Here is a 22,366-nt window from a genome sequence, read left to right as displayed (position 1 = left end):
AGCTGCCAACCTGCGGCGCACTCGCTATTTTGGCAAAAGCGTGGAGAAAAAAGGTTTTGCGACTGCACCCTAATAGGGCTGTTTGTGAAGGGGCCTGCTGACTGAATTGGTTGGTCCGGTAGCTTGCAAATAGTTGAGGCCATTCTTTGGGCATTGAGATGATATTGCAAATATGCCAATAGCTATCGTGATCTTGAGGAGATGCTGAATGAGCACAACGTCAATGTTGACTACACAACGCCCTATCGGTAGGTGCAACGCTACGCTCCTAAACTAGAGAAACGAACATCGTTGTATCAGAATATCCGATCTTCTTCCTGCGGAGTAGACGAAAGACATGTGCACGTCAAAGGGTACTGGTTATACCGTTACCGGGGCGTCGAAAAGTATGGCAAAACCATTGTTTTGCTGTTCTGCTTCCGCAGTAGTACTGCAGCTGCCAAACTGCTTTAACCAAAGCGCACCGGCTTTCGAAACATTATAGTGCCGCTAGGATCTACACAGATAAGAATCCGGCCTAACAGCACGCCCTCGCCAAGCTGAAGGCCCAAGGAAAAGTGCATGAATTTGTTGATTTGCGGCAAGTTAAATATCGAAGTAGCAAACCGGCGAGTGACCATGGCAAGTTCAAACGGTTAATCAAACCAACGATCAACTTCCAACTGATGCAAACAGCGGATGCAAGGACTAAGGGTTTTGAGGTTATGTGGAGGTTGATAAAAGTACAGTTTGATGGCTGAATCCGCTCTGTCGGTGGAGGAACTGAAGTCTCCCCATAAGTCAGTTTCTTGAAATTCAGGCCTGAATTACGCATGGAAGAAGGCTATTTGTAGCTTCACTTAAATGATTCAAGGGAGCCCTGGTGAGTAAAACGATCTCTTCATAGGTACGTTCTTGCTTCTTTCTCACGGGCTGTTCCATGAAATTTTGAAGGCGCTTGCACGGGAGCCGGCTTCATAGAAGAGGCTGCAAGGTCTATTACGGTGCACAGCCTTGCTCCTAACAACCTCCTCCTCATTTACGTGCTTGCTCATTCAACCGGAAGCTCGAATTTTGCCGCGCTGCATCCAACGGTTCGGGCTTCTCTCCGCGTTGGTGAGATTATCCTCAATCCGCGCAAAAATACGAATAAATTTTCGTAAATCTTACAAATCACGAGGTTGAAATCGATAAAATCGGCCCGCAAAGCGGGAGATTTTCACCAAAAATTTCGTAAAATTCTACGCAAAATCAATTATTTCCACCATTAAGTCATTGATATTCAACAATAAAGTTTGAAATTAGCCTAATGTAGATGTATTCGGGCTGCATGTTGAAGATGTAAAACGTCTTTTAATAAAAATGCATGGTGGGAGGCTAACCATGGAAACAATGACGAATTACCTAGGCACGATTAACTCGTTTGTTTGGGGCCCGTTTATGCTTGTAGCTATTCTCGGGGTTGGACTAGTTCTCCAGATCGGACTTAAATTAATGCCCATCTTTAGATTGGGCACGGGTTTTAGCCTGCTCTGGAAAGGTCGCACAGGCGCAGGTGGCGGTGAAATCAGCCCCTTCAATGCGCTGATGACCTCTCTTTCAGCAACAATCGGTACAGGTAACATCGCGGGCGTCGCCACAGCTGTCTTCCTTGGCGGTCCTGGTGCGCTGTTCTGGATGTGGATGACCGCTCTTGTGGGTCTGGCAACCAAGTATGCAGAGGCTGTACTGGCGGTGAAGTACCGCGAGCGTGACAGTGCTGGCAACTATGTTGGCGGCCCGATGTACTACATCAAGAACGGTCTGGGCCGTGGTTGGTTCTGGTTGGGGTCAACCTTCGCCCTGTGTGGTGGTGTTGCTGCATTTGGTATCGGTAACGGCGTACAGGCAAACAGTGTTGCAAACGTTCTGAACGAGAACTTCAACATGCCAGTAGAGGTAACTGCTGTTATTCTAATGGTGCTGACTGGCGCTGTTATTCTGGGCGGTGTCACCCGTATCGGTAACGTTGCCGGTAAGCTGGTTCCGTTTATGGCTATTACTTACATCATCGCTGGCCTTGTTGTTCTGTTTATCAACATCGATGCGATCGGTTCTGCGCTTGAACTGGTGTTTACGCAGGCCTTCACCGGAACTGCTGCTCAAGGTGGTTTTGCTGGTGCTGCTGTTTGGGCTGCGATCCGCTTTGGTGTTGCACGCGGCGTGTTCTCTAACGAAGCTGGTCTGGGTTCTGCGCCAATCGCTCACGCTGTTGCTGAAACCAAGAGCCCTGTGAAGCAGGGTCTGATCGCGATGCTGGGCACGTTCATCGACACCATCATCGTTTGTACCATCACTGGTCTTGCGATTGTGGCATCCGGTGCATGGACCTCCGGTGAATCCGGCGCGGGTCTGACCTCACTGGCCTTTGAGATGGCTCTGCCGGGCGTTGGTGGCTACATCATCGCAATCTCTCTCTCCGTGTTTGCCTTCACCACCATTCTGGGTTGGAGCTTCTATGGCGAGAAGTGCATCGGCTTCTTCTTCGGTCCACGTGCGCTCAAGCCGTACCGTGTACTGTGGGTAGCTGCGATCTACTTCGGTGCGACTGCGGAACTGAGCTTCATCTGGCTGGTAGCTGATACGCTGAATGCGATGATGGCTATTCCAAACCTGATCGCCCTGCTGCTGCTGAGCCCGGTCGTCTTCAAGCTGACCAAAGAGTACTTCGCTGAGCGGGATGCATCTGCAGAAGCAAGCAAGGCTCCGGCTGAATAAGAGAAAACACAGTTTTCAAAGAAAATGGCCCGGTTTCATCGCCGGGCCATTTTTGTATTGAGTGCTATGTTCGGGAGTGTCTTCTGGCTTGGATTACCTCCACCAGCTATCTGGAGCCGTGTAGGTATCGGAGTCGCTCGTGTCGTTGTTGCTATCCCACCGGTACTGGGCGGAATCGTAGGAAGGCATGGATTCCAACTTCGCGTCGGCGTCGGTCTTCTGTGCTTCAAACAGTTCCTCATAAGCCTCGGTGAGCAGGTCCACGACCGGATCATCAGAGAACAGATCGCTCTCCTCACCATCGGCAAGCCGTTTGTAATGGACCTGAGCACTTGCTTTGCTGATTGCCCACTCAAACGTGCCGCGCTCGTCCTCGAAGGTCTCCTCGTTCAGGTATTGCAGGAGGGACAGATAGTTCTCCGCAGTTGGTGCGTAGTCCGGGTCGTTCTTACCGAGTGCTTCATCCAACTGCTCATCCATGGACTGCTTTGCGGCTTCGACCTCTTGCTCAGAGAAGTAGCCGTGTTCATTACGCGCAATCATGTGAAGCGTTTCGCGGGTGAACCCTAGCTTATCAAAGACCTCGGTGCGGAACGTCTCCATGTCGTCTTTGTAGTCATCCGCAGCGGTGCCTAGCTCGCCATATAGGTCGTCCAGCTGATCACGCGCGTCGATGACGGTATCCGGAGTGGGCTCAAGGTCTGGTGTGGTTTGCGTATCGTCTGTTGCCGGCTCCTCATCCTGAGGAACGAGACTTTCGCTCATGCGGGTGCTGAGCGAAGACGATGCATTGCCGACATATTTTGACAGGCTGTAGTTGGAAAGGCTGTAGGTGCCGCCGCCGCTATAAATGCTCACAATTGCAATCCTCACGAAATCAATTGCAGACATGCTAATCTCCCAAACCTGCGCAGCGCTGGCCGACCTGACATATCTCGGAGGGCTTTGGATGCGGGCGCTTCTTATTCGGAGATCTCGAAGACTTCGCCGGAGGTCAGGTCCTTGATCATATTGATGGCCTCACCGTTCCAGTGATAGCTGAAGTGCCGTGCCTGAACAGGAGCAGCAACCACATCCGGATAAAACGCTGCGATACACAGGCCGCCCTCGTCCCGCACGCTCGGGTACAGAATGCCATCGCCGCCATCCTCCAGCAGCTTGCGGGCGAAGGTCTGCGAGGCGCTGTAATCTTGCGGGTGAAGCAGAATGTCAAAGCGCGGATCGGTCACATCGGTGAGTGTGATATCCACGCTGCCGATCAGCTCGCGCATCTGCGCAATCCAGCCCGGTGCTTCCTGCGTTGCTGCGTAAAAATTGCCGGTATGATGCACGGTCTCGAACAGCGCGGTTTCAAAGGATTTAGCAGCATAAAACGCGCCGAAATAGCCATCGTGAAAACGGCCTGCACGGTCAGGAGAAGCGTGGGTGAACGGGGCCGTCAGATAAGACGCACCGGGACCACTTACGCGGCGCTCAATGGGCACAAGGTCCAGATTGCCGATGGTCTCTGCAAGGTGCGGGTTGGTCCGGCTTTCAGCAGCTGCCAACAGTTCCCAGTCTGCAGGATCAGCGATGTCCTCAAACAGATCTATGGGTGGGTAGGCCGAGTTGACCAGACGATAATACTTGTCCCAGCTGACATGAGTCTCAGGGGCTTTCAGGTCCGTTTCCACCAGAGTTAACGTGCTCACCAGTTGCCTCGCTGCGCATCAAGATATCTGCGCACGCGCATCAAATCCGTCAGTTGCCCGCCCAGCATGATCTCAAGCGCTGATTTGCCGCCGAAATCCTTATTGGGTCGTTTCAACCAACCATAGCCGCGGTTGGCATCGCTGAACAACAGCCGAAGCGCTTTGTGAATGCCAAGCAGGTTGGAGAGCCGTGCAGCAAGGTCCACACTCACACGGCCATACTGTTTGACCTTCCAGCGTTGATAAGTGCGCTTGGCGATGTCTCCCAGCAGCATGGTGGCCTGCTCATCAGTTAGCTGCCAGCGCTCGAACAGGTTGATCACGGCGCGCTGCATGGCATGCACCTCTTCCTCGGTGAACTTGGGTCCGCCGGGTGCCACAGGTTGGTCAATCTTTCGGAGGCTGGGCATGATGTCTCTCGTTGATGTGGTGAAACGTGAATAATGCCATTTGGCATGATATTATATATTTTGTGCCAACTGTCAAGATTCGAGTGTAAGAGGCCAGACGTGCTGACTGAGGTCCTACGGGAGTTTGGGAGGCTGGGACTGCGGGCGATCAACCGACACGCCCTTAACAACATAACAACGCAAATTTACGCGCATTTACGCAAAGCAACGCACATTTCAACGCAAACTGTGCGGGGGGTCTTATTCCCCTCGTGCGGCGGGCATAAAAAAACCGGCACAGAGCAAATCTCTGTACCGGTTGTTGTTTTGCGAGGCGGGGCTGGTGTCAGGCCAGACGCCCCAGAATTGCATTTGCTGCTGCTTCAGAGGATGCAGGGTTCTGACCTGTGATCAGATTGTCGTCTTCCAGAATAAAGGAGCCCCAGTCAGGTCCCTTTTGGTAGATCGCGCCTTTTTCCTGCAGGGCGTCTTCCAGCAGCACAGGCACAACGTCAGTCAGCTGAACTGCGTCTTCTTCAGAGTTGGAGAAGCCGGTGACGTTCTTGCCTTTGACAAGTGGGGTGCCGTCCTGGGCCTTTGCATGGATCAGCGCTGCGGAGGCATGACAGACGACGCCGACTGGCTTGCCTGCATAATAAGCCTTCTCGATAAGAGAGATAGACTTGGGATTGTCAACCAAATCCCACAGCGGGCCATGTCCGCCTGGGTAGAAGATCGCGTCAAAATCGTCTGCGGAAACACTATCCAGCTTCACAGTGTTTGCCAGCGCCTTGTTTGCAGCCGCGTCCGCTTTAAAACGGTCGGTGGCGGCAGTCTGAAAGTCCGGCAGGTCGCTCTTAGGATCCAGCGGAGGCTGACCGCCGGCAGGAGAAGCCAGAGTGATTGTCGCGCCAGCGTCTTTGAATGTGTAATAAGGGGCTGCAAATTCTTCCAGCCAGAAACCGGTTTTCTCGCCTGTATCACCCAGCTTGTCGTGGGATGTGAGGACCATAAGCACGTTCATTGTGATCTACCTTTCAGCCGGCATAAATGAAGTAGGCATCAGTGCCCGTAGGAGGCACTGATGCTCGTGTTATTCTTTTTATTCCCGCTTGAAGATTAGTCGGCCACTTTTACGACGAGCTTGCCGAAGTTCTTCCCTTCGAGGAGGCCGATAAATGCTTCATGCGCATTTTCCAATCCCTCAACGACCTGTTCGCGGTACTTCATCTTACCTTCTGCGATCCACTGCTGCATATCTGCTGCGAATTTTGGGTAAAGATTTGGGAAACTATCAAAGATGATAAAGCCCTGCATGCGGATCTTTTTCACCAGCAAAGCACCCATCAGCGCACCCGTACGGTCCGGACCTTCTGGCAGGCTGGTCGCGTTGTACTGGGAGATCAGACCACACAGTGGAATACGTGCATGTGGGTTGAGCAGCGGCAGCACCGCATCAAAGATAGCACCGCCAACATTCTCAAAGTAAACGTCAATTCCTTTTGGGCAGGCTTCTTTCAGATCCTTTGCAAAGGTTGGGGAGTTGCGGTCGAGACAAACATCGAAGCCGAGATTTTCAACGGCATGCTTGCACTTTTCCTCGCCGCCAGCGATACCCACAACGCGGCAACCTTTGATCTTGCCGATCTGACCCACAGTCGCACCAACGGGACCCGTCGCAGCTGCAACAGCAATGGTTTCGCCTTCTTTTGGCTGGCCAATTTCCAGAAGACCAGCATATGCAGTGAAGCCCGGCATGCCAAGAACACCCAGTGCCCATGACGGCATAGTTGGTTCTTTACCCAGGTTAAAGACCATATCGCCCTTGGAGATATGGTAGTCCTGCCAACCACCCATGTTCACAACCCAGTCGCCTTCACTGAAGTTCTTAAGGTTGGATTTAACCACCACAGACACGGTACCGCCTGTCATCGGGTCGCCGATCTGGGTTGGGTCAGCATAGGACTTGGCATCGCTCATACGGCCACGCATATATGGGTCCAGAGACAGATAAACGGTACGCAGCAGCATTTCGCCTTCGCCCGGTGTCGGGATGCCAGCTTCTTCCAGACGGAAGTTCTGAGGTGTTGGTGCTCCGACTGGACGCTCTGCCAATACGATCTGACGGTTTACTTCTGCAGTCTGTGTCATTTTTATTCCTCAATTTAAGACAGTAATAGTTTGTTTTTAGTTATCTTTTCGGATTCATCCCGGTGTGGACCTGCTTCATCGCATCACCACAGACGGTGTTGAATCAGACGGCGCTGGTTATGGGCATTGCTGGTGCAGTGCCCACGCCATGAACTTTTGGAAGGGGTGCCCGAAACCTTGCGATTTCGCGCCTAACCTTGGAGGGTTAAGCGTGTATGCCCTGTGTTTTGGTTTGTGCAGCAGGCAGCAGGATTTCCGTGAACTCCAGTGCCCGGTAGAATGGCTTCTTTTCCCGTGTCAGTTTGCCGATGAGGCTGGCGCCCAACCACATTTGGTAGAGCAGTTGAGCGGTCACTTTGGGATCGACGCCCGGTGCGATTGATCCATCCTGAATGCCAGCCTGAATGATGTCCCCTAACCGTGTCTCCACCTTATTGGCCAACTGTGCCATCAGCTCCCTGATGTCCTCGGAACTATCAGCGATTTCCGCGCTCAGTTTTACAATCAGGCAGTGCTTGGAGGTGTCCTCAGCGTGTTGGGTCGTCTTCCAGCGGCTCCAGTAGCTGAACAGCTTTTCACGATAGGTCAGCTCACCCGGCTCAAGCAGCGCGTCCAGGGTTGCCATGTACTCGTCAATGTATTGCTGAACTAGAACGCAGCCAAAATGCTCTTTAGATTCAAAGTAGTGATAGAAGGAGCCCTTCGGAACGCCCGCTGTTTTCAGCAGCAGGCTCAGGCCCATGCTTGAAAAACCCTGCTCTGCAATCAGCTTGCGACCGGTTTCTAAGATGTGTTGTCTTGTGGCTTCACTTTTCTTCATGTGAAGTGTTTTAAATTAAAATAGACCGGTCGTCTAGTGGGTGGGTGTTATTCCTGATGTGCTCTGTTCATATTTCAGGCCGTGACGGTAATGCAGCGCGGATTTCCGCGGCTTAATAAGGTCTATCCGGGTGGGGATAATTGCCGGCTGGGTCTGCGTTATCCCCGCAGGCCCTTCTCGATAACCGCTTATGAGTGAGCGAAGCGTTTTTCACCCTCAGCCGATTATACAATCCGGAAATTGATCTGCGCCCCTTCCACAAGAGCGAGCAGCGCTTCCACCATATCAGGCAACACGCTTGAAGATGCTCGTCTGGAAGTGTTGCTCGTTCTTTTTTGGCGTCACATGTGTATGCAGGTGTGCGGCGACAAGCGAGAAAGCACCCGGAGCAAGGGCTTCCAGTTTGTCGGCAAGTGTCTGCGAGGAATAGCGCTGAACAGGCAAGCCGGAACAGGTTTCCGGCCCGTCCTCTGCAAACGTGGAGATGATTGTGGTGCCGCCTATGGGAACAGCCTTAACCAACGCATTTACATAGGCTTTTTGGTCTTCCACCTCGGTCAGGAAGTGGAACACTGCGCGGTCATGCCAGACTTGATAGGTGCTTGTTGGCGTCCACTTGGTGATGTCCGCACAGATCCAGTCCACATCATGAGCAACGCCGCCTAAACGCTCCTTCCCTGTCTCCAGCACAAGGGGCGAGATATCTAGAACGGCAAGTGGACCATAGCCTGCCGCGTGCAGGATGCTGGTCAGTTTGGATGCTCCGCCGCCCACATCGATATACGGTTGGCCCAGCTTAAGAAATTCGGTGACAAACTTGTAGGAGAGTGTTGGTTGGATCTCGTACCAAGTCAGTTTTTCTTCTTCGCGAGCGGTATAAACGGCGTTCCAGTGCGCAACTTTCTGGTTCATCTCGGACTTCTTCTTTTGCAACAGAGCCTGTTGGGCTGGTGTGGCTACAAGGACAATATATAATTTAGAATTATCTAAAGTACAATCAATGTATTGCATCGAGGAACCGGGTTCCTACCCCGGTCATCTAGGAGTTTAAGCGATTTTGTAGGGTCTGAGCAGCCGCGTTTTTACGATGTGGGCAAGCCCCTGCTGGACGTTAAAGGCATTTTTCTAGTCTACGGGAGATCTTGCTAAAAGATTGTCTGTACAGAACCAAGGATCTGCAAATGCCTGAGAGGAAGAAACTCAGTAGTAATCTGGGGAAGGTGGAGGTTCGGCCCGTGGAGTTTGAGTGCCATGGTGAGGTGTTGCATGGGGATCTTTACCTTCCCAAACAAAGACCTGCCTCAGGTAAACTTCCCGGTGTTGTGGTCACAGGCGCATGGACTTCGGTGAAGGAACAGATGTCCGGCCTTTATGCCTCTGAACTGGCCTTACGCGGGTTTGCTGCGCTGGCTTTTGATTTTCGCGGCTGGGGGCATTCTGCCCATGAGGGCAAGACGAAATATCTGGAAGACCCTCTGCGCAAGACCGATGATATTCGTGCCGCCATCGACTTTATGGGCCGCTGCCCGGATGTAGATCCGGACCGGATTTCCGGCCTCGCCCTTTCTGAATCAGCCGGTTACATGAGCGCGGCGACTGGGGGGAACCGGCACGTGCATTCACTGGCCCTTGTTGCGCCCTATCTGCATAATCCTGAAATGGTTTCAGAGGTTTACGGCGGTGTAGAGGGTGTCAGTGCCTTGCTGAAACTGGGCCGTGATGCCCTGACCCACGAACAGCCGCGTTACATTGTTGCCGCCAGCAAGGTGGATGAAACCGCGCTCATGTTCAACACCGAGTATTACACCGAGGAAGACCGCGGCCTGATCCCTGAGTTTGATAACAAATTCAATCTTGCCTCCTGGGAAACGTGGCTGACGTTTGATGGTGTGAGCACGGCCGAAAAACAAAACCAGCCGACGCTGATCGTGCACAGTGAGGCTGCAGCCCTGCCGATGGGTGCCAAGGAGTTCGCACGGCACATGGGAGACCGCGCGACCACACTCTGGTTTGAGGGGGTGACCCAGTACGACTTCTACGACAAGGCCCAACCGGTTGACCGGGCTCTTGATGCGGTCGCTGAACATTTTCTTTCAACGCTTTGAACAGGATCTTCCATGCGCCAGTCCAGTGACTTTGAAAATGCTAAGGATATTGCGGCGATAACCACAGTGCTGGAAGGTGTTGTGAACTGCTTTGACCGAGCGGACTTCGATACTTTGGGGCACTTTTACAGCGATCATGTCGAGATCGACTACAGCTCACTGTTTAAAGACATGGTGCACAAGCAAACCCGCGAGCAGCAACTGGCGGACTGGGCAGAGTTGTTGCCGGGCTTTGATCAGGTACGGCATACCCTGAGTGATATCAGCGTGCATTTTGAGGGAGACATCGCACATGCATCGTGCGGTGTCTTCAACCAGCTCTTTGTTGATGACAAACTGTGGGAGGTGGAAGGCCTCTACTACTTCCGCCTTCACAAACGCAGCAATCACTGGCGCATTTTCATGCACCACTTTGTACTGAAGCACCAGAATGAAAACGCAGATATTCTGGAGGTTGCCAGACGCAACGCCAAAGCGAACCCGCCGGATTTCCTAAAGAGGCAAATGACGCATGCGATGGTGATACGCTTTCTAACGGCCCTTGAAAACAAGGATATGGAAGCTCTGGCAGGTGTATGGTCCGACAAAGCGGTGCTGGATATGCCGTATGCGCCTGAAGGGTTTCCCGATGTGATCGAGGGCAAGGAAAACCTTATCAAGTACTACAGCACATGGCCGGAAAGTGCAGGCGAAGCGGACTTTACGTCCAATCTGAAATTCTACCCCATGATGTCGCCGGAATGGGTGTTCGCGCAGTTCATAGGTGAAGTGGAAATTCTGACCACGGGGCGGGAATACAATCAGGTTTATGGTGGCTTGTTCCACGTGCCTGATGGAAAAATTCAATATTACCGAGAGTACTTTAACCCTGATCCTTTCCGCTTTGCGTATGACCTTGAAGAGGGGAAGGATTTGGACGACTTTACACTCAATGGGCCATGATAAGCGCCTGCTGATGCCGGGTTTTGTTGGTGGGGAAGAGATCTTTGTTTGAACTGTAACCGAGGTACCAGATGGCCAGACGCGCGTTAATTACCGGAGGCAACAGAGGCATAGGTTTTGCAATCGCAAAGGGCCTGAAGAGTAAAGACCTTGATGTCATCATCGGGTCACGCAATGCGGAGGCTGGCGCACAAGCGGCTAAAGAACTGGACTGCGGCCATGTGCAGCTGGATGTGACGGACTTGCGCTCCATCGAACAAGCCTATGACGACATTGGTGTTATTGACGTTCTGGTGAACAATGCTGGCGTTTATTACGAAGCGCCGTTGCTGGAAAATCCGGCCCAGTTTGACGAAAGCCTGCAAGTGATGCTGTATGGCCCCTATCACATGATCCGGCGTGCTGCGCCCGCCATGATCGACAGGGGCTATGGCCGGATCGTCAATGTCAGCTCCTACTGGGGATCGTTTACAGAAGGGCTGGCGGGACCCGGTGCATCTGGTGTGGCCAAAGCCGCGCTTAATGCTCTGACGCTCACCCTCTCACGAGAACTACCGGGATGCGTGAAAATCAACTCCGTGGACCCGGGCAAGGTGGCAACGCGCATAGGCGGCACTGCTGCACCGCTGACGCCAGACCAGGGTGCTGCCACTGCCATCTGTCTTGCAACGCTTCTGGATGATGGCCCCACCGGCGGCTTCTTCAGCAATCACCGGCCCATGGGCTGGTAGCTGAAAACAAACACAAAATTGCCTTACTGTGCCTGAACAAGCTTTAGCGCCTCTGCTTGGGTGTATTTGGAGTGGAGCTCCTCAAAATACTGGATGGTTTTGACCAGCCCCTCTCTCAGCTCGGTGGTTGGCTGCCACCCGAGATATTCGCGGGCACGGCCGATCTCCGGTTTGCGCTGGAGCGGATCATCCTGAGGAAGAGGTTCCCGGATGATCCGGGATTTGGACCCGGTTAGCTCCAGCACAAGCTCTGCAAGTTCTTTGATAGTGAATTCGTTGGGGTTGCCCATGTTGACGGGCATGGAAATGTGATCGGGCGCGTTCATCAGCTTGATCATTCCGTCCACCAGATCATCACGGTAACAGAAGGAGCGGGTTTGCAGTCCGTCTCCATAAAGTGTGAGCGGCTTGTTCATGAGCGCCTGCATGATGAAGTTGGAGATGACCCGTCCGTCGTTGGGATGCATGCGCGGCCCATACGTATTGAAGATCCGCATGACCCGGATATTGACGTTGTTCTGACGGTGGTAGTCATAAAACAGGGTCTCCGCACAGCGTTTGCCTTCGTCGTAGCAGGAGCGTACGCCAATAGGGTTTACATTGCCCCAATACTCTTCCGGCTGCGGGTGAACCTGCGGGTCACCATAGACTTCCGAGGTGGATGCCTGAAGGATTTTGGCCTTCACGCGCTTTGCCAGCCCAAGCATGTTGATGGCACCAAGCACGCTGGTCTTAGTGGTCTGCACTGGATCTAAGCGGTAGTGAATGGGCGAGGCCGGACAGGCCAGATTGTAGACCTCGTCTATCTCCACAAACAGCGGTTGGCATACGTCGTGGCGCAGCAGTTCAAAGCGCTTGTGGTCCAGTAAGTGTTCCACATTCATACGTGCACCAGTAAAGAAGTTGTCCAGACACAGCACTTCGTGTCCCGCCATTAAAAGCCTCTCGCACAAGTAGGAGCCTAGAAAGCCGGAACCTCCCGTAACAAGAATCCTGCGCCGATCATCAAGCGAGATCATAAGGTCAACCCGCGATACTGTCAGAGATGGAGGAAGCCTATCAGCCTGTCTTGAGCGGTAAACATTGAAAAACCTCTCCCGATAATTCGGCTAGAGAAAAATCGGCGTGTTTTCAAAGGGATGAGCGTACACACGCTTTAGTTGAGCAAATTTCAAATATTTTTGGTTGTTGAAGGCTTGCTCCACACGGTACTGCTGTTAGCATTGTAGGTGTATTTCCTCACGCCTCTCGTGACTTCTCTGTTCCCCAACTTTTGAGTGGTTCACGCCAACGCTTGTGGCAGGGCTCCAATGAATTCCTCGTTTTCCGCTAGTGCGTCCAGCGCTGGCATCCTTTCTGCATTTGTCGGTTTTGCCAGTTCTTTTGCAATTGTTTTACATGGACTGAGCGGTGTTGGTGCAACCGCTGCGCAAGCAACGTCCGGCCTGATGGCGCTTTCCGTCGCAATGGGGCTTTGCGGAATTGGCTTCAGTCTTTGGAAGCGCATTCCGATTTCGGTTGCGTGGTCCACACCCAGCGCAGCGCTCTTGGCAACCTCCGGCGTTCCCGAAGGTGGGTTCGCGGTGGCGGTTGGTGCCTTCATGTTTGCAGGTGTACTTGTGGTTATCACTGGTCTTTGGAAACCTCTGGGCCGCATTGTGGCTATGATTCCCGTTCCACTGGCACAAGCCATGCTCGCGGGGGTGATCCTGCCCTTGTGTCTGGTGCCATTTGAGGCTGTCGCCGAGATTCCGGCGCTTGCCCTGCCTGTGGTGCTGGCGTGGTTCGTAGCTGGGCAGATCAACAAGCTGCTGGCTGTTCCTGCTGCTTTGCTTGCGTTTCTTGTTGTGCTTTACTTTCACGCCGATACTTCGAACCTCAGCTCGCTTGAGCTGGTGCAGGCGCCGGTATTTGTGATGCCGGAGTTTTCACTTGCCGCTTTGATCGGGATTGGTATCCCGATCTATATCGTGACGATGGCCTCCCAAAATATTCCGGGTGTCTCGATCCTACGTAGCTTTGGCTATCAGCCTACGCCCGGCCCGCTTTTCAGCTGGACCGGCATTGGATCGGTTCTGAGCGCTCCCTTCGGTGGGCACGGTATTAGTCTTGCTGCGATCACAGCGGCCATCTGCGCCAATGAAGATGCGCACAAGGACCCGACGAAACGATATTGGGCGGCGGTTGTTGCAGGTGTGGTCTACATTCTGTTTGGCATCTTCTCAGCCGGATTCGTTGGTGTTGTCGAGCTGGCCCCACGTATCTTGATTGGCGGCGTTGCTGGACTGGCCTTGATCGGAACGCTGATGGTCTCTGTTCAGGGCATGCTGAAAGACGCCCCGAGCCGCGAGCCCGCCATCCTGACGTTTCTGATCACAGCTTCTGGCCTGTCCTTCTTCGGCATTGGCGCTGCGTTCTGGGGCTTGCTGGTTGGCATGGGGCTGAAGTTCTGGATGGATTGGAAGCAGGGAGATCTGCAAAGCGAGCAGACCTCCGAGAAAGCCTGAGGTTACGCAGGAAGCTTTTCAAACTTGGGAACGTCTTCCAGATGCTCATCCCAATTTGCTTTACTGCCCATAAAGATGCGTGCCGTCGGCTCTGCATGCACGGGTGTATCCAGTGAGCCTGCCGGGACTACGAGGAAGTTGTGTTCGCGGTCATAAGTCGGGACCGGAGAACCGCAGCTTTCGCAAAAGCTTCGTTGATGGCGGGTGGAGGGAACATGGTAGGACTTGATGGCCTCCTCCCCGCTGGTGCAGGTAAAGTCTGCATCAAAGGAGAAAAGATTGGACCCATGCGCGGAGCCTGTGCCTTTTCTGCAATGACTGCAGTGGCAAAAGTAGAAGCTCTTGAAAGTGCCCTGAATTTTGAATTGAACGGTCCCGCACAGGCAGGAGCCTTGATGTGTTTCACTCATAATAATGATAGCCTTGAAGGCAGAGAAATAGGTTGGGACTGTAGTGTGGCAGTGCCGTTCTTGCGTTGCAAAACATAAAGAAACGGCGGAGCATTTGCCCCGCCGCCTGTTGCATCCGTGATACAAATAAGGGCTTTACGCGCTTGCTTCTAAGGCGCGGCGCTCTGCAATGCGTTTGCGCTCCGCAATCGGATCGGGGATCGGCACCGCGTTGATGAGCTCTCTGGTATAAGGGCTCTGCGGGTTGTTGATCACCTCATGGGCTTCGCCGAGTTCAGCGATGTCGCCAAACTCCAGAACCATGATGCGGTTACTGATGTGCTTAACCACACTCAGATCGTGCGCAATAAACAGTAGGGACAAGCCCAGCTCTTTTTGCAGATCCATCAGCAGGTTCACCACCTGCGCCTGAACAGACACGTCGAGCGCGGAAACAGGCTCATCGCAGATGATCATCTTTGGATTGGTGATCAATGCACGTGCAATACCAATACGCTGACACTGGCCGCCTGAGAACTCATGCGGATAACGGTTGATCATCCGGCCGGACAAGCCAACCTTTTCCATGAGTTCGCGAACGCGCTTCTTCACTTCATCCTTGGATGTGTTCGGGTAATGCGTTTTCAGCGGCTCTGCGATGATCTGACCAGCAGTCAGGCGCGGGTTAAGGGATGCGAGAGGATCCTGAAAGATCATCTGGATTTCCTTGCGGATACCCAAAAGTTCCTTCTCGTTCATCTTCATCAGATCCCGCCCCTGCCAGAACACTTCACCGCCCTGGGACGGGATCATGCGAATGATCGCGCGGGCCAAAGTGGACTTGCCGCATCCGGATTCACCCACGATGCCCAATGTCTCGCCTGCTGCGAGGTCAAAGGACACACCCTTCACAGCACGCAGAATGTCTGGCTTTTGCCAGGGCAATGCGTTTTGCTTCTTGATCTTGAATTCCACCCGCATATCGCGAACGGACAAAATTGGCTCTTTCGTGCTCAAAATCAGCCCTCCGCCAGTTGGGTTTCAAAACTGCGGTCCAGCGTGATCAGGCGTTCTTCGTCCTGATCCAGACGCGGAACGGCGCTTAACAGACCTTGCGTGTATGGATGACTTGGCTTGCCGAAGATATCGACCGTCGAGCCCTGCTCCATCACTTCACCTTTGTACATGACCATGGTGCGCTCACAGGAGCCCGCCACGATGCCCAGGTTGTGGGTGATGAGAACGATCGCCATGTGGAACTCTTCCTGAAGTTCCACCAGCAGATCCATGATGCGAGCCTGAACGGTCACATCCAGTGCTGTTGTCGGTTCATCTGCAATCAGCAGTTTTGGACGACAAAGCAAGGACATAGCGATCATCACGCGCTGACGCATACCGCCGGAGAACTCATGCGGGTAAAGGTGAATGCGGTTCTTTGCATTCGGGATTTTCACCGCTTCCAGCATACGCACACATTCAGCAATCGCATCTTTCTTCTTCATGCGCTTGCCGTCTGGCGAATTGTATATGAGCGTTTCAGCCATCTGGTCCGAAATGCGCAGATACGGGTTCAGGGAGGTCATCGGATCCTGGAAGATCATAGCGATCTCGTTGGAGCGAAGCTTGTTCATCTCTTCGTGCGAGAGCCCGATGATTTCCTGACCCTGATACTTGATTGATCCGGAAACCTGCGCGTTATGAGGCAAAAGCCCCATGGTCGCGAAGGCAGTCTGGCTTTTACCAGAGCCGGATTCACCCACGATCGCAAGGGTTTCGCCTTTGTCGATCGTCAGGTTTACGTTTCTTACGGCTTCTACCACTCCGTCCGGGGTGTCGTAGGTGATCCGTAGATTTTGGATATCCAAGAGTGCCACGATTTCACCTCCTACTGGTCTTTCGGGTCAAGCGCATCGCGCAACCCGTCGCCGATAAAGAAAAAGCTGAACAGAGAGATGATGAAGAAGAACATCGGGAACGCCAGTTGCCACAAAGTGCCATACTGCATGGTTCCTGCGCCTTCAGCGATCAACGCGCCCCAACTGGTGTTTGGTTCCTGTACGCCCAGACCAAGGAATGAAATGAAGCTTTCGGTCAGGATCATCTGTGGGACCAGCAGGGTTGAATACACAACCACAACACCCAGCAGGTTCGGCACGATGTGTCGGAGAATGATCGTGAGAGGCTTCACGCCAGTAGCCATCGCCGCTTCAACAAACTCTTTGTTTTTCAGCGTGAGCGTCTGACCGCGTGCGATACGGGACATATCGAGCCAGGAAATCAGGCCGATCCCCACAAAGAGCATGAAGATTGATCGCCCGAACACAACCAGTAGCAGGATCAGAACGAACATGTACGGAATGGACTGCAGAATATCGACGATACGCATCATGACGTTGTCGACCTTGCCACCTGTGTAACCCGCAATTGCGCCGTACAGGGTGCCAACGATCACTGCGATCAAAGCACCAACGATGCCGACCATCAAGGAAATCTGGGTTCCCTGTACCACGCGGGCGAACAGGTCGCGGCCAAGCTCATCAACGCCAAAATAGTGACCGTTCTCAATGCTTGGTGCGCCTAGTTCGGCGATCTGTCCCAGAATGCCCCAATCCATCTCATCGTTCGGCCATACAGCAATCATGTGACCGAACATTGAGAAAGCGAACACACAGCACAAAACAATCAAACTGACTACTGCAGCCTTGTTTTTAAAGAAGCGGCGACGGGCATCCGCAAACAGGGAACGCCCTTGTACTTCTTCCTGAGCAGCCAGATTTTCTGCGAACTGCTCCATTTTTTGAACATCTACCATCATGTGCTCGGCCCTCAGTATCTAATCTTCGGGTCGACCCATGCGTACAGGATATCGACTATGAGATTGAAGAGAATGGTGAGACCGCCGATGAGGATCGTAATGCCCATCATTACAGCGTAGTCCCGGTTGAGTGCAGAGTTGACGTAGAACTGCCCGATACCACCGGTGGAGAAGTACATGTCGATAATAACCGAACCTGTGATCATGGAGACGAACGCAGGGCCGAGATAAGACATGACAGGCAGTAGCGCAGGTTTAAGCGCATGCTTGAAGATAATAACTCTGTACGGTAGGCCCTTGGCCATGGCCGTGCGGATAAAGTTTGTATGCAGCACTTCTAGCATGGATGAACGGGTCAAGCGAGCAATCGATGCCATGTAGCTGGTGGAAAGTGCGATGACCGGCAGGATCAGGTGGTTCCATTGCCCGTCATTCCAACCGCCACCGGGGAGCCAACCCAGCCATAGTGTGAAGACCAGAACAAGGATTGGTGCCATAACGAAGTTTGGCAGGACCTGTGCGCCGATAGAGACGCCAACGGCAAAGTAGTCAAGCCAGCTGTTTTGTTTGAGCGCAGCTGCGATACCAAGCGCGCCTCCAACAAGCACAGCCACTGCGAACGACAGGAAGCCGTAGGTCAGGGTGACTGGAAAACCGTTTGCGATAATGTCGTTTACGCTTCGGTCCTTGTATTTGAAGGACGGACCGAAGTCGAAGTCTGTAATAATTCCGCCGATATAGTTGATGATTTGCACGTATATCGGGTTGTTCAGGCCATACTTGGCTTCAATATTGGCAAGAACTGCAGGAGGAAGGGCACGCTCGGATGTGAATGGACCACCGGGAGCCGCATGCATGAGCAGGAATGATATTATTGTGAGCAGCAGCAATGTTGGAATTGCGATAGCCACTCTTCGTAGGATGTAGCTGAGCATTGTTATTAATGTCTCGTATGAAGAACTGGTGTTTCAGCAACAGGAAGATGCAAAAACACCGGTGTCTGAGACACCGGTGCTCTTGATTGCTGGATTACTTCGCAACTTTGTAGAGGTTCTTTGCGTACCAGTTCTGCTCAGCATTTTTGATCGGCCAGTTTTTCAACTGAGCGTTCATCATGTACACGTTGGTGTAGTGATAGATCGGAATAATTGGCATTTCTGTCGCCATGATCTCTTCAATACGCGTGTAGTTCGCCTGAGGAGCAGTCATTGACTTCGCATCGGACAACAGCTGGTCGACTTCAGCGTTTGCAAATTTTCCGTCGTTGTAACCAGATTCTGAATCCATCAGATCCAGGAAGGTGGAGGCTTCGTTGTAGTCACCACACCATGCGCCGCGAGCAAGCTCGAAGTTCTGGTTGCCACGCTCATTCAGGAATGTTTTCCATTCCATGTTGCTCATGTTGACTTTGACACCGAGCTTCTGCTTCCACATCTGGCTCATCGCAATAGCGATTTTCTTGTGTCCTTCAGAGGTGTTGTAAACCATGTCGAACTCAAGCGGGTTGTCTTTGGTGTAGCCAGCCGCTGCTAGGAGTTCTTTCGCTTTTGCATCGCGCTCTTTTTGCGACCAGCCAGCGAAGTCTACGTTTGGAACCTCGAAGCCCGCAGTCACAGCAGGTGTAAAGGTATAAGCTGGGAACTGTCCCCCCTGCATTACACCTTCGGTAATGACGCGGCGGTCAATAGCGTAGGCCAGAGCCTTACGAACGCGAACATCTTTAAACTCTTCTGGACCAGAGTCAGACAAGTTGAATGTGTAGTAGTAAGAACAAAGACGTGGGAAAACCACGGCCTGATCTGGATACTCTTTGCTCAGACGCGGGAACTGACCAGCTGGAATTTCCGTACGGTCTGTTTCACCTGCAAGATAGCGCGTCAGAGCGATGTTCTCATCGTTGATGACGAGGGTTTCAACCTTGTCAATGATGGTGCTCGCGTTGTCCCAGTAATGGGTATTCCGCTCCATAATAGCAGTTTCCTGCGGAACGTGCTTCACCAGCTTGTAGGCGCCATTGGAAACGATGTTTTCTGGCTTGGTCCAAGCTTCACCGTGTGCTTCGATCGCCCAGGATGGAGATGGGAAGGTGCTTGAGTGTGTGGTCATTGCCGCGAAGTAAGGCAATGGCTTGGTCAGTCTTACTTCAAGAGTGTGATCGTCCAGAGCCTTGATGCCGAGTTCTTCTGGCTTCATTTCGCCTTTAACGATTGCATCCGCATTCTCAACGGACATCAACTCAGCATACCACTGGTATGGAGAAGCCAGTTCCGGGCTAGACAGGCGGCGCCATGCAAACACGAAGTCACCTGCGGTTACTGGCTTGCCATCAGACCACTTCGCGTCGTCACGCAGCTTGAAAGTGTAGGTCTTTCTGTCGTCAGAAACAGTATGGCTCAGTGCAACACCTGGTACCAGATTGCCGAGGTTGTCCTGACTGTAAAGACCTTCAAAAAGGTTGCGTGAGATCTCGGAGCCAGATACGTCTTCGTTGACCTGTGGGTCAAAGGAAGAGTGCTCGTCAAGAATACGGTAAGTGAAAGTCTGGTCGTCAGCGAGTTTCTCGCCGGTCTCTGGATGAACGCCCGCAGCAAATGCAGAGGTAGATAGCAGTGCAGTGCTTACTACGCTCGCCAATAGAAAACTTTTGCTGAATTTCATCTAGGAATCTCCTCACTACATCGGTCGCCTGTTCCCCAACAGCGCCGACTTGAATACATTTTTCAATAGGATTTGGAGGTCACCTCAATAAAAGAGTGACCCCGAAAAATTGCATATTTTCCTGAGAGCAACACGAAATAGAAATTATTTCTCCCTTTAGCAGCTCCCCACGAGTGGCTTTATGCTCAGTTGCCCTCGCTGCCGGTAGATACGCACATCCCGGTACGTACTCTAACCTAGTTTTTGTCTTATTCAATTGTATTCTTGCCCAGAAACGGCCACACATTGATATCTTGGGGGTAATATCCCTAATGAGATTGCGCAGAAACCTTGCTCAATCCTAGGCTTTTGCAGCATTTTTCGCAGTTATCGTCGCAATAAAAATTTCCAAGAAAAAATATCTGAATCGTTTCAAATTGAGATTAACCAAGAATGCGAGTAATTGGTTAGGTATTCATGCTCCATACTATTCGCCGGGCAGAGTCTTCAGGTGGGCATATGGAAGATATTCAAAGTCTTGAGCAATCAAGGGGGGATGATCTACAACCCCCACTCATTTTAGATCTTGATCACACTTTAATTCGGACGGATTGTTTCTTTGAGGCGCTAATTTTGTTTCTCAAAGCAAACCCTTTGAATTTATTTGTTGTTTCCTTCTGGCTTTTGCGTGGCCGCGCCTATGCCAAGCAGCAGCTGGCGCATCGGGTTGATTTATCGGTCGAAAATTTGCCTTTGAATGAGGATGTGGTCGCCTATGCGCGGGCGCAGGCTGAGAAAGGCCGTTTGGTGCACATGGCGACGGCTACTGACGAAACTTTTGCGAAGGAAATTGCGAGACAACTCGGCTTTATTCAGGAAGTTTACGCAAGTGACGGCACGACCAACTTAAAGGCGATTAACAAAGCCAACTATTTGGTAGAGAAATGTCCGGATGGTTTTGCTTATGCTGGTGATAGTACTTCAGATATTCCGGTATTCAAACGGGCAAAACAATCTTTGGTTGTACATCCAACCAAGAAGTTCTCAGAGAGAGCAACTCAATGCGGGGAAGTTGAGAAGACCTTCGTAAGACCTGACGGTTTCTTGCGGCCATTCCTGAAGAGCTTACGCCTTCATCAGTGGGCCAAGAACACGCTGGTCTTTGTCCCACTTATCCTGGGTGGTCAGGCCTTGAATCCTTTGGCTTGGACAACTGCGGCACTGGGGTTCATCGCACTGGGCATTCTTGCGAGCTCTACCTATCTGCTGAATGATCTGTGGGATCTTGATGCGGACCGTCAGCATTGGACCAAAAAGGCACGGCCACTGGCCTCGGGCAAACTCAAGATCGTGCATGCGCTGCTGGCTATTCCGCTCGGCTTTGCCTTCAGCTTTGCGATTGCAGGCGCTCTCGGTTCCTTTGTGGTGTTGGGTTTCTTCTTCTACCTTGCAACCACGGTTGCCTACTCCTTTTATCTGAAAAGAGTGCCTCTGCTCGATACTGCCGTTCTGGCAGCGCTCTTTACCATGCGCCTTGGGATTGGTGTGACGCTGGTTGATGTGCCGCCCTCACCCTGGCTGTTTGTCTTTTCGATGTATCTGTTCCTGTCTCTGTCACTGGCCAAACGACATACGGAACTTGGCCGCCACGTAGAGGCGGGCACAAACGGTGGCATGTCGGGTCGTGGTTACAGAAACATTGACCTGCCGGTGCTTCTTGGAATGGGTGCCGCAAGTGGGCTGGCGGCTACGCTAGTGATGGTGCTTTACCTGACCAACGAGGCGTTCAACGCGAACTTTTATTCGGTGCCAGCTTTATTATGGGGCATGCCGCCAATCCTCTTCCTCTGGTTAGGAAGAATCTGGCTCAAATGCCAGCGATTGGAACTGAACGATGATCCCGTCGTCTTTGCGCTCAAAGATAGGCAGAGTCTTGTGCTTGGGGTTCTGCTTGGGGTCTTGTTCCTTTGCGCAAGTTTCGGAGGCTATGTGATCTGATGGTTGCTGCTCGCCTCGCTGCGCTTAAGTCCACTTATGAGACCAGTCCGGAATTCCGTCAGGTCGTTCGTTTCCTATTCGCGGGGGGCTTTGCTGCGTTTGTAAACTGGGTTTTGCGGATCGGTCTCTCAGTGTTCCTGCCGTTCTGGCTTGCGGTGTTGCTAGCCTATTTCATCGGCATGAGCATCGGATACACGCTCTACAAACATTTTGTGTTTGTTAATGCGGACAAGCCTGAAAGTGCCAAACGGCAGATCCTTGTGTTCCTGGGCGTGAACTTTTTCTCTGCGTTTGTTGTGTTGGCACTGTCGGTCGGGCTCAGTGAGCTAATGGTGCGCCTGCTCCCGCTCATGATCGCAGAAGCGATGGCGCATGGTGTCGCCATCGCTGTTGGCGCGGTCACAAATTACCTCGGTCATAAGGTCATCACCTTTCGCCAAGCTTGATGCGCTTTA

22 protein-coding genes are annotated in these 22,366 nt (G+C 52.4%); 8 read left to right on the top strand and 14 right to left on the bottom strand.

The window, feature by feature from the left end:
• The first annotated feature begins 557 nt into the window (after nt 1–557).
• Nucleotides 558–740 (top strand): hypothetical protein, encoded by a 183-nt coding sequence (locus IE076_RS23105; protein WP_189437951.1) that lies wholly within the window; start codon nt 558–560, stop codon nt 738–740.
• 601 nt (nt 741–1,341) lie between these two features.
• Entirely contained in the window at nt 1,342–2,736 is a 1,395-nt protein-coding gene (locus tag IE076_RS16875) for an alanine/glycine:cation symporter family protein (RefSeq protein ID WP_308936439.1), read from the top strand.
• 93 nt (nt 2,737–2,829) lie between these two features.
• Here the strand turns inward: IE076_RS16875 and IE076_RS16870 are convergent, their stop codons facing one another.
• The 7 genes from IE076_RS16870 to IE076_RS16840 all read right to left on the bottom strand — a co-directional run bounded on the left by IE076_RS16870 (nt 2,830) and on the right by IE076_RS16840 (nt 8,699).
• A complete protein-coding gene (locus tag IE076_RS16870; protein WP_209009206.1) occupies nt 2,830–3,627 on the bottom strand; it encodes a hypothetical protein in 798 nt (265 codons plus the stop codon).
• A gap of 71 nt (nt 3,628–3,698) precedes the next feature.
• Nucleotides 3,699–4,427, bottom strand: coding sequence for an RES family NAD+ phosphorylase (locus IE076_RS16865; protein ID WP_244649711.1), 729 nt, complete (start codon nt 4,425–4,427; stop codon nt 3,699–3,701).
• Nucleotides 4,424–4,762: an MbcA/ParS/Xre antitoxin family protein gene (locus tag IE076_RS16860; protein WP_244649715.1), complete on the bottom strand. Its 339-nt coding sequence runs from the start codon at nt 4,760–4,762 to the stop codon at nt 4,424–4,426. The genes IE076_RS16865 and IE076_RS16860 overlap by 4 nt, the downstream gene beginning before the upstream one ends.
• 400 nt (nt 4,763–5,162) lie before the next feature.
• Complete coding sequence (locus IE076_RS16855) at nt 5,163–5,840, bottom strand: type 1 glutamine amidotransferase domain-containing protein (RefSeq protein ID WP_189437948.1); 678 nt, start codon at nt 5,838–5,840, stop codon at nt 5,163–5,165.
• A gap of 95 nt (nt 5,841–5,935) precedes the next feature.
• Nucleotides 5,936–6,967, bottom strand: coding sequence for an NADPH-dependent curcumin/dihydrocurcumin reductase (gene curA / locus IE076_RS16850; protein WP_189437947.1), 1,032 nt, complete (start codon nt 6,965–6,967; stop codon nt 5,936–5,938).
• Between the two features lie 205 nt (nt 6,968–7,172).
• Nucleotides 7,173–7,787 (bottom strand): TetR/AcrR family transcriptional regulator, encoded by a 615-nt coding sequence (locus IE076_RS16845; protein WP_189437946.1) that lies wholly within the window; start codon nt 7,785–7,787, stop codon nt 7,173–7,175.
• A gap of 285 nt (nt 7,788–8,072) precedes the next feature.
• A complete protein-coding gene (locus IE076_RS16840) occupies nt 8,073–8,699 on the bottom strand; it encodes a class I SAM-dependent methyltransferase (RefSeq protein WP_189437945.1) in 627 nt (208 codons plus the stop codon).
• 269 nt (nt 8,700–8,968) lie between these two features.
• Here IE076_RS16840 and IE076_RS16835 point away from each other — a divergent pair, with 269 nt between their 5' ends.
• The 3 genes from IE076_RS16835 (at nt 8,969) to IE076_RS16825 (ending at nt 11,565) form a co-directional block, all read left to right on the top strand.
• Nucleotides 8,969–9,892 (top strand): alpha/beta hydrolase, encoded by a 924-nt coding sequence (locus tag IE076_RS16835; protein WP_189437944.1) that lies wholly within the window; start codon nt 8,969–8,971, stop codon nt 9,890–9,892.
• Nucleotides 9,893–9,904: 12 nt separating this feature from the next.
• Nucleotides 9,905–10,834 (top strand): nuclear transport factor 2 family protein, encoded by a 930-nt coding sequence (locus IE076_RS16830; RefSeq protein ID WP_189437943.1) that lies wholly within the window; start codon nt 9,905–9,907, stop codon nt 10,832–10,834.
• A 71-nt stretch (nt 10,835–10,905) separates the two neighbouring features.
• Nucleotides 10,906–11,565, top strand: coding sequence for an SDR family NAD(P)-dependent oxidoreductase (locus IE076_RS16825; protein WP_189437942.1), 660 nt, complete (start codon nt 10,906–10,908; stop codon nt 11,563–11,565).
• A 23-nt stretch (nt 11,566–11,588) separates the two neighbouring features.
• Here IE076_RS16825 and IE076_RS16820 read toward each other — a convergent pair whose 3' ends face one another.
• Nucleotides 11,589–12,584 carry a UDP-glucuronic acid decarboxylase family protein gene (locus IE076_RS16820; RefSeq protein ID WP_189437941.1) on the bottom strand — a complete coding sequence of 332 codons (996 nt, stop codon included), beginning with the start codon at nt 12,582–12,584 and terminating at the stop codon, nt 11,589–11,591.
• Between the two features lie 291 nt (nt 12,585–12,875).
• Here IE076_RS16820 and IE076_RS16815 point away from each other — a divergent pair, with 291 nt between their 5' ends.
• The gene (locus IE076_RS16815; protein ID WP_189437940.1) at nt 12,876–14,072 is read left to right on the top strand and encodes a benzoate/H(+) symporter BenE family transporter; all 1,197 of its coding nucleotides are present in this window, start codon (nt 12,876–12,878) and stop codon (nt 14,070–14,072) included.
• A gap of 2 nt (nt 14,073–14,074) precedes the next feature.
• On the opposite strand, the gene IE076_RS16810 is transcribed toward IE076_RS16815, so the two are convergent.
• The 6 genes from IE076_RS16810 to IE076_RS16785 form a co-directional block, all read right to left on the bottom strand.
• Nucleotides 14,075–14,482 (bottom strand): GFA family protein, encoded by a 408-nt coding sequence (locus IE076_RS16810; protein WP_189437939.1) that lies wholly within the window; start codon nt 14,480–14,482, stop codon nt 14,075–14,077.
• A 135-nt stretch (nt 14,483–14,617) separates the two neighbouring features.
• Complete coding sequence (locus IE076_RS16805) at nt 14,618–15,478, bottom strand: ATP-binding cassette domain-containing protein (protein ID WP_189437938.1); 861 nt, start codon at nt 15,476–15,478, stop codon at nt 14,618–14,620.
• Between the two features lie 2 nt (nt 15,479–15,480).
• On the bottom strand, nt 15,481–16,335 hold the full coding sequence (locus IE076_RS16800; protein WP_189437937.1) for an ATP-binding cassette domain-containing protein: 855 nt from the start codon (nt 16,333–16,335) through the stop codon (nt 15,481–15,483).
• Nucleotides 16,336–16,346: 11 nt separating this feature from the next.
• Entirely contained in the window at nt 16,347–17,276 is a 930-nt protein-coding gene (locus IE076_RS16795; RefSeq protein WP_189437936.1) for an ABC transporter permease subunit, read from the bottom strand.
• Between the two features lie 11 nt (nt 17,277–17,287).
• On the bottom strand, nt 17,288–18,211 hold the full coding sequence (gene oppB, locus IE076_RS16790) for an oligopeptide ABC transporter permease OppB (protein WP_189437935.1): 924 nt from the start codon (nt 18,209–18,211) through the stop codon (nt 17,288–17,290).
• 94 nt (nt 18,212–18,305) lie between these two features.
• Nucleotides 18,306–19,934: a peptide ABC transporter substrate-binding protein gene (locus IE076_RS16785; RefSeq protein WP_189437934.1), complete on the bottom strand. Its 1,629-nt coding sequence runs from the start codon at nt 19,932–19,934 to the stop codon at nt 18,306–18,308.
• A gap of 456 nt (nt 19,935–20,390) precedes the next feature.
• On the opposite strand from IE076_RS16785, the gene IE076_RS16780 reads away from it, so the two are divergent.
• Both IE076_RS16780 and IE076_RS16775 read left to right on the top strand, forming a co-directional pair.
• The gene (locus IE076_RS16780) at nt 20,391–21,911 is read left to right on the top strand and encodes a UbiA family prenyltransferase (RefSeq protein WP_308936438.1); all 1,521 of its coding nucleotides are present in this window, start codon (nt 20,391–20,393) and stop codon (nt 21,909–21,911) included.
• A complete protein-coding gene (locus IE076_RS16775) occupies nt 21,911–22,357 on the top strand; it encodes a GtrA family protein (protein WP_189437932.1) in 447 nt (148 codons plus the stop codon). Before IE076_RS16780 ends, IE076_RS16775 begins: the two co-directional genes overlap by 1 nt.
• Nucleotides 22,358–22,366: the final 9 nt, after the last annotated feature.

The sequence above is a fragment of the Pseudovibrio japonicus genome (genome assembly GCF_014651595.1).
Classification (GTDB): Bacteria; Pseudomonadota; Alphaproteobacteria; order Rhizobiales; family Stappiaceae; genus Pseudovibrio; species Pseudovibrio japonicus.
This window is presented reverse-complemented; position numbering and strand designations above follow the sequence as displayed.

Coding starts and splice junctions, on each gene's coding strand:
- IE076_RS16855 (WP_189437948.1), bottom strand. CDS start 5,840: ATGAACGTGCTTATGGTCCTCACATCCCACGACAAGCTGGGTGATACA.
- IE076_RS16825 (WP_189437942.1), top strand. CDS start 10,906: ATGGCCAGACGCGCGTTAATTACCGGAGGCAACAGAGGCATAGGTTTT.
- IE076_RS16775 (WP_189437932.1), top strand. CDS start 21,911: ATGGTTGCTGCTCGCCTCGCTGCGCTTAAGTCCACTTATGAGACCAGT.
- IE076_RS16875 (WP_308936439.1), top strand. CDS start 1,342: ATGCATGGTGGGAGGCTAACCATGGAAACAATGACGAATTACCTAGGC.
- IE076_RS16845 (WP_189437946.1), bottom strand. CDS start 7,787: ATGAAGAAAAGTGAAGCCACAAGACAACACATCTTAGAAACCGGTCGC.
- IE076_RS16815 (WP_189437940.1), top strand. CDS start 12,876: ATGAATTCCTCGTTTTCCGCTAGTGCGTCCAGCGCTGGCATCCTTTCT.
- IE076_RS16785 (WP_189437934.1), bottom strand. CDS start 19,934: ATGAAATTCAGCAAAAGTTTTCTATTGGCGAGCGTAGTAAGCACTGCA.
- IE076_RS16835 (WP_189437944.1), top strand. CDS start 8,969: ATGCCTGAGAGGAAGAAACTCAGTAGTAATCTGGGGAAGGTGGAGGTT.
- IE076_RS16840 (WP_189437945.1), bottom strand. CDS start 8,699: ATGAACCAGAAAGTTGCGCACTGGAACGCCGTTTATACCGCTCGCGAA.
- IE076_RS16810 (WP_189437939.1), bottom strand. CDS start 14,482: ATGAGTGAAACACATCAAGGCTCCTGCCTGTGCGGGACCGTTCAATTC.
- IE076_RS16795 (WP_189437936.1), bottom strand. CDS start 17,276: ATGATGGTAGATGTTCAAAAAATGGAGCAGTTCGCAGAAAATCTGGCT.
- IE076_RS16830 (WP_189437943.1), top strand. CDS start 9,905: ATGCGCCAGTCCAGTGACTTTGAAAATGCTAAGGATATTGCGGCGATA.
- curA (WP_189437947.1), bottom strand. CDS start 6,967: ATGACACAGACTGCAGAAGTAAACCGTCAGATCGTATTGGCAGAGCGT.
- IE076_RS16780 (WP_308936438.1), top strand. CDS start 20,391: ATGCTCCATACTATTCGCCGGGCAGAGTCTTCAGGTGGGCATATGGAA.
- IE076_RS16820 (WP_189437941.1), bottom strand. CDS start 12,584: ATGATCTCGCTTGATGATCGGCGCAGGATTCTTGTTACGGGAGGTTCC.
- IE076_RS16870 (WP_209009206.1), bottom strand. CDS start 3,627: ATGTCTGCAATTGATTTCGTGAGGATTGCAATTGTGAGCATTTATAGC.
- oppB (WP_189437935.1), bottom strand. CDS start 18,211: ATGCTCAGCTACATCCTACGAAGAGTGGCTATCGCAATTCCAACATTG.
- IE076_RS16860 (WP_244649715.1), bottom strand. CDS start 4,762: ATGCAGCGCGCCGTGATCAACCTGTTCGAGCGCTGGCAGCTAACTGAT.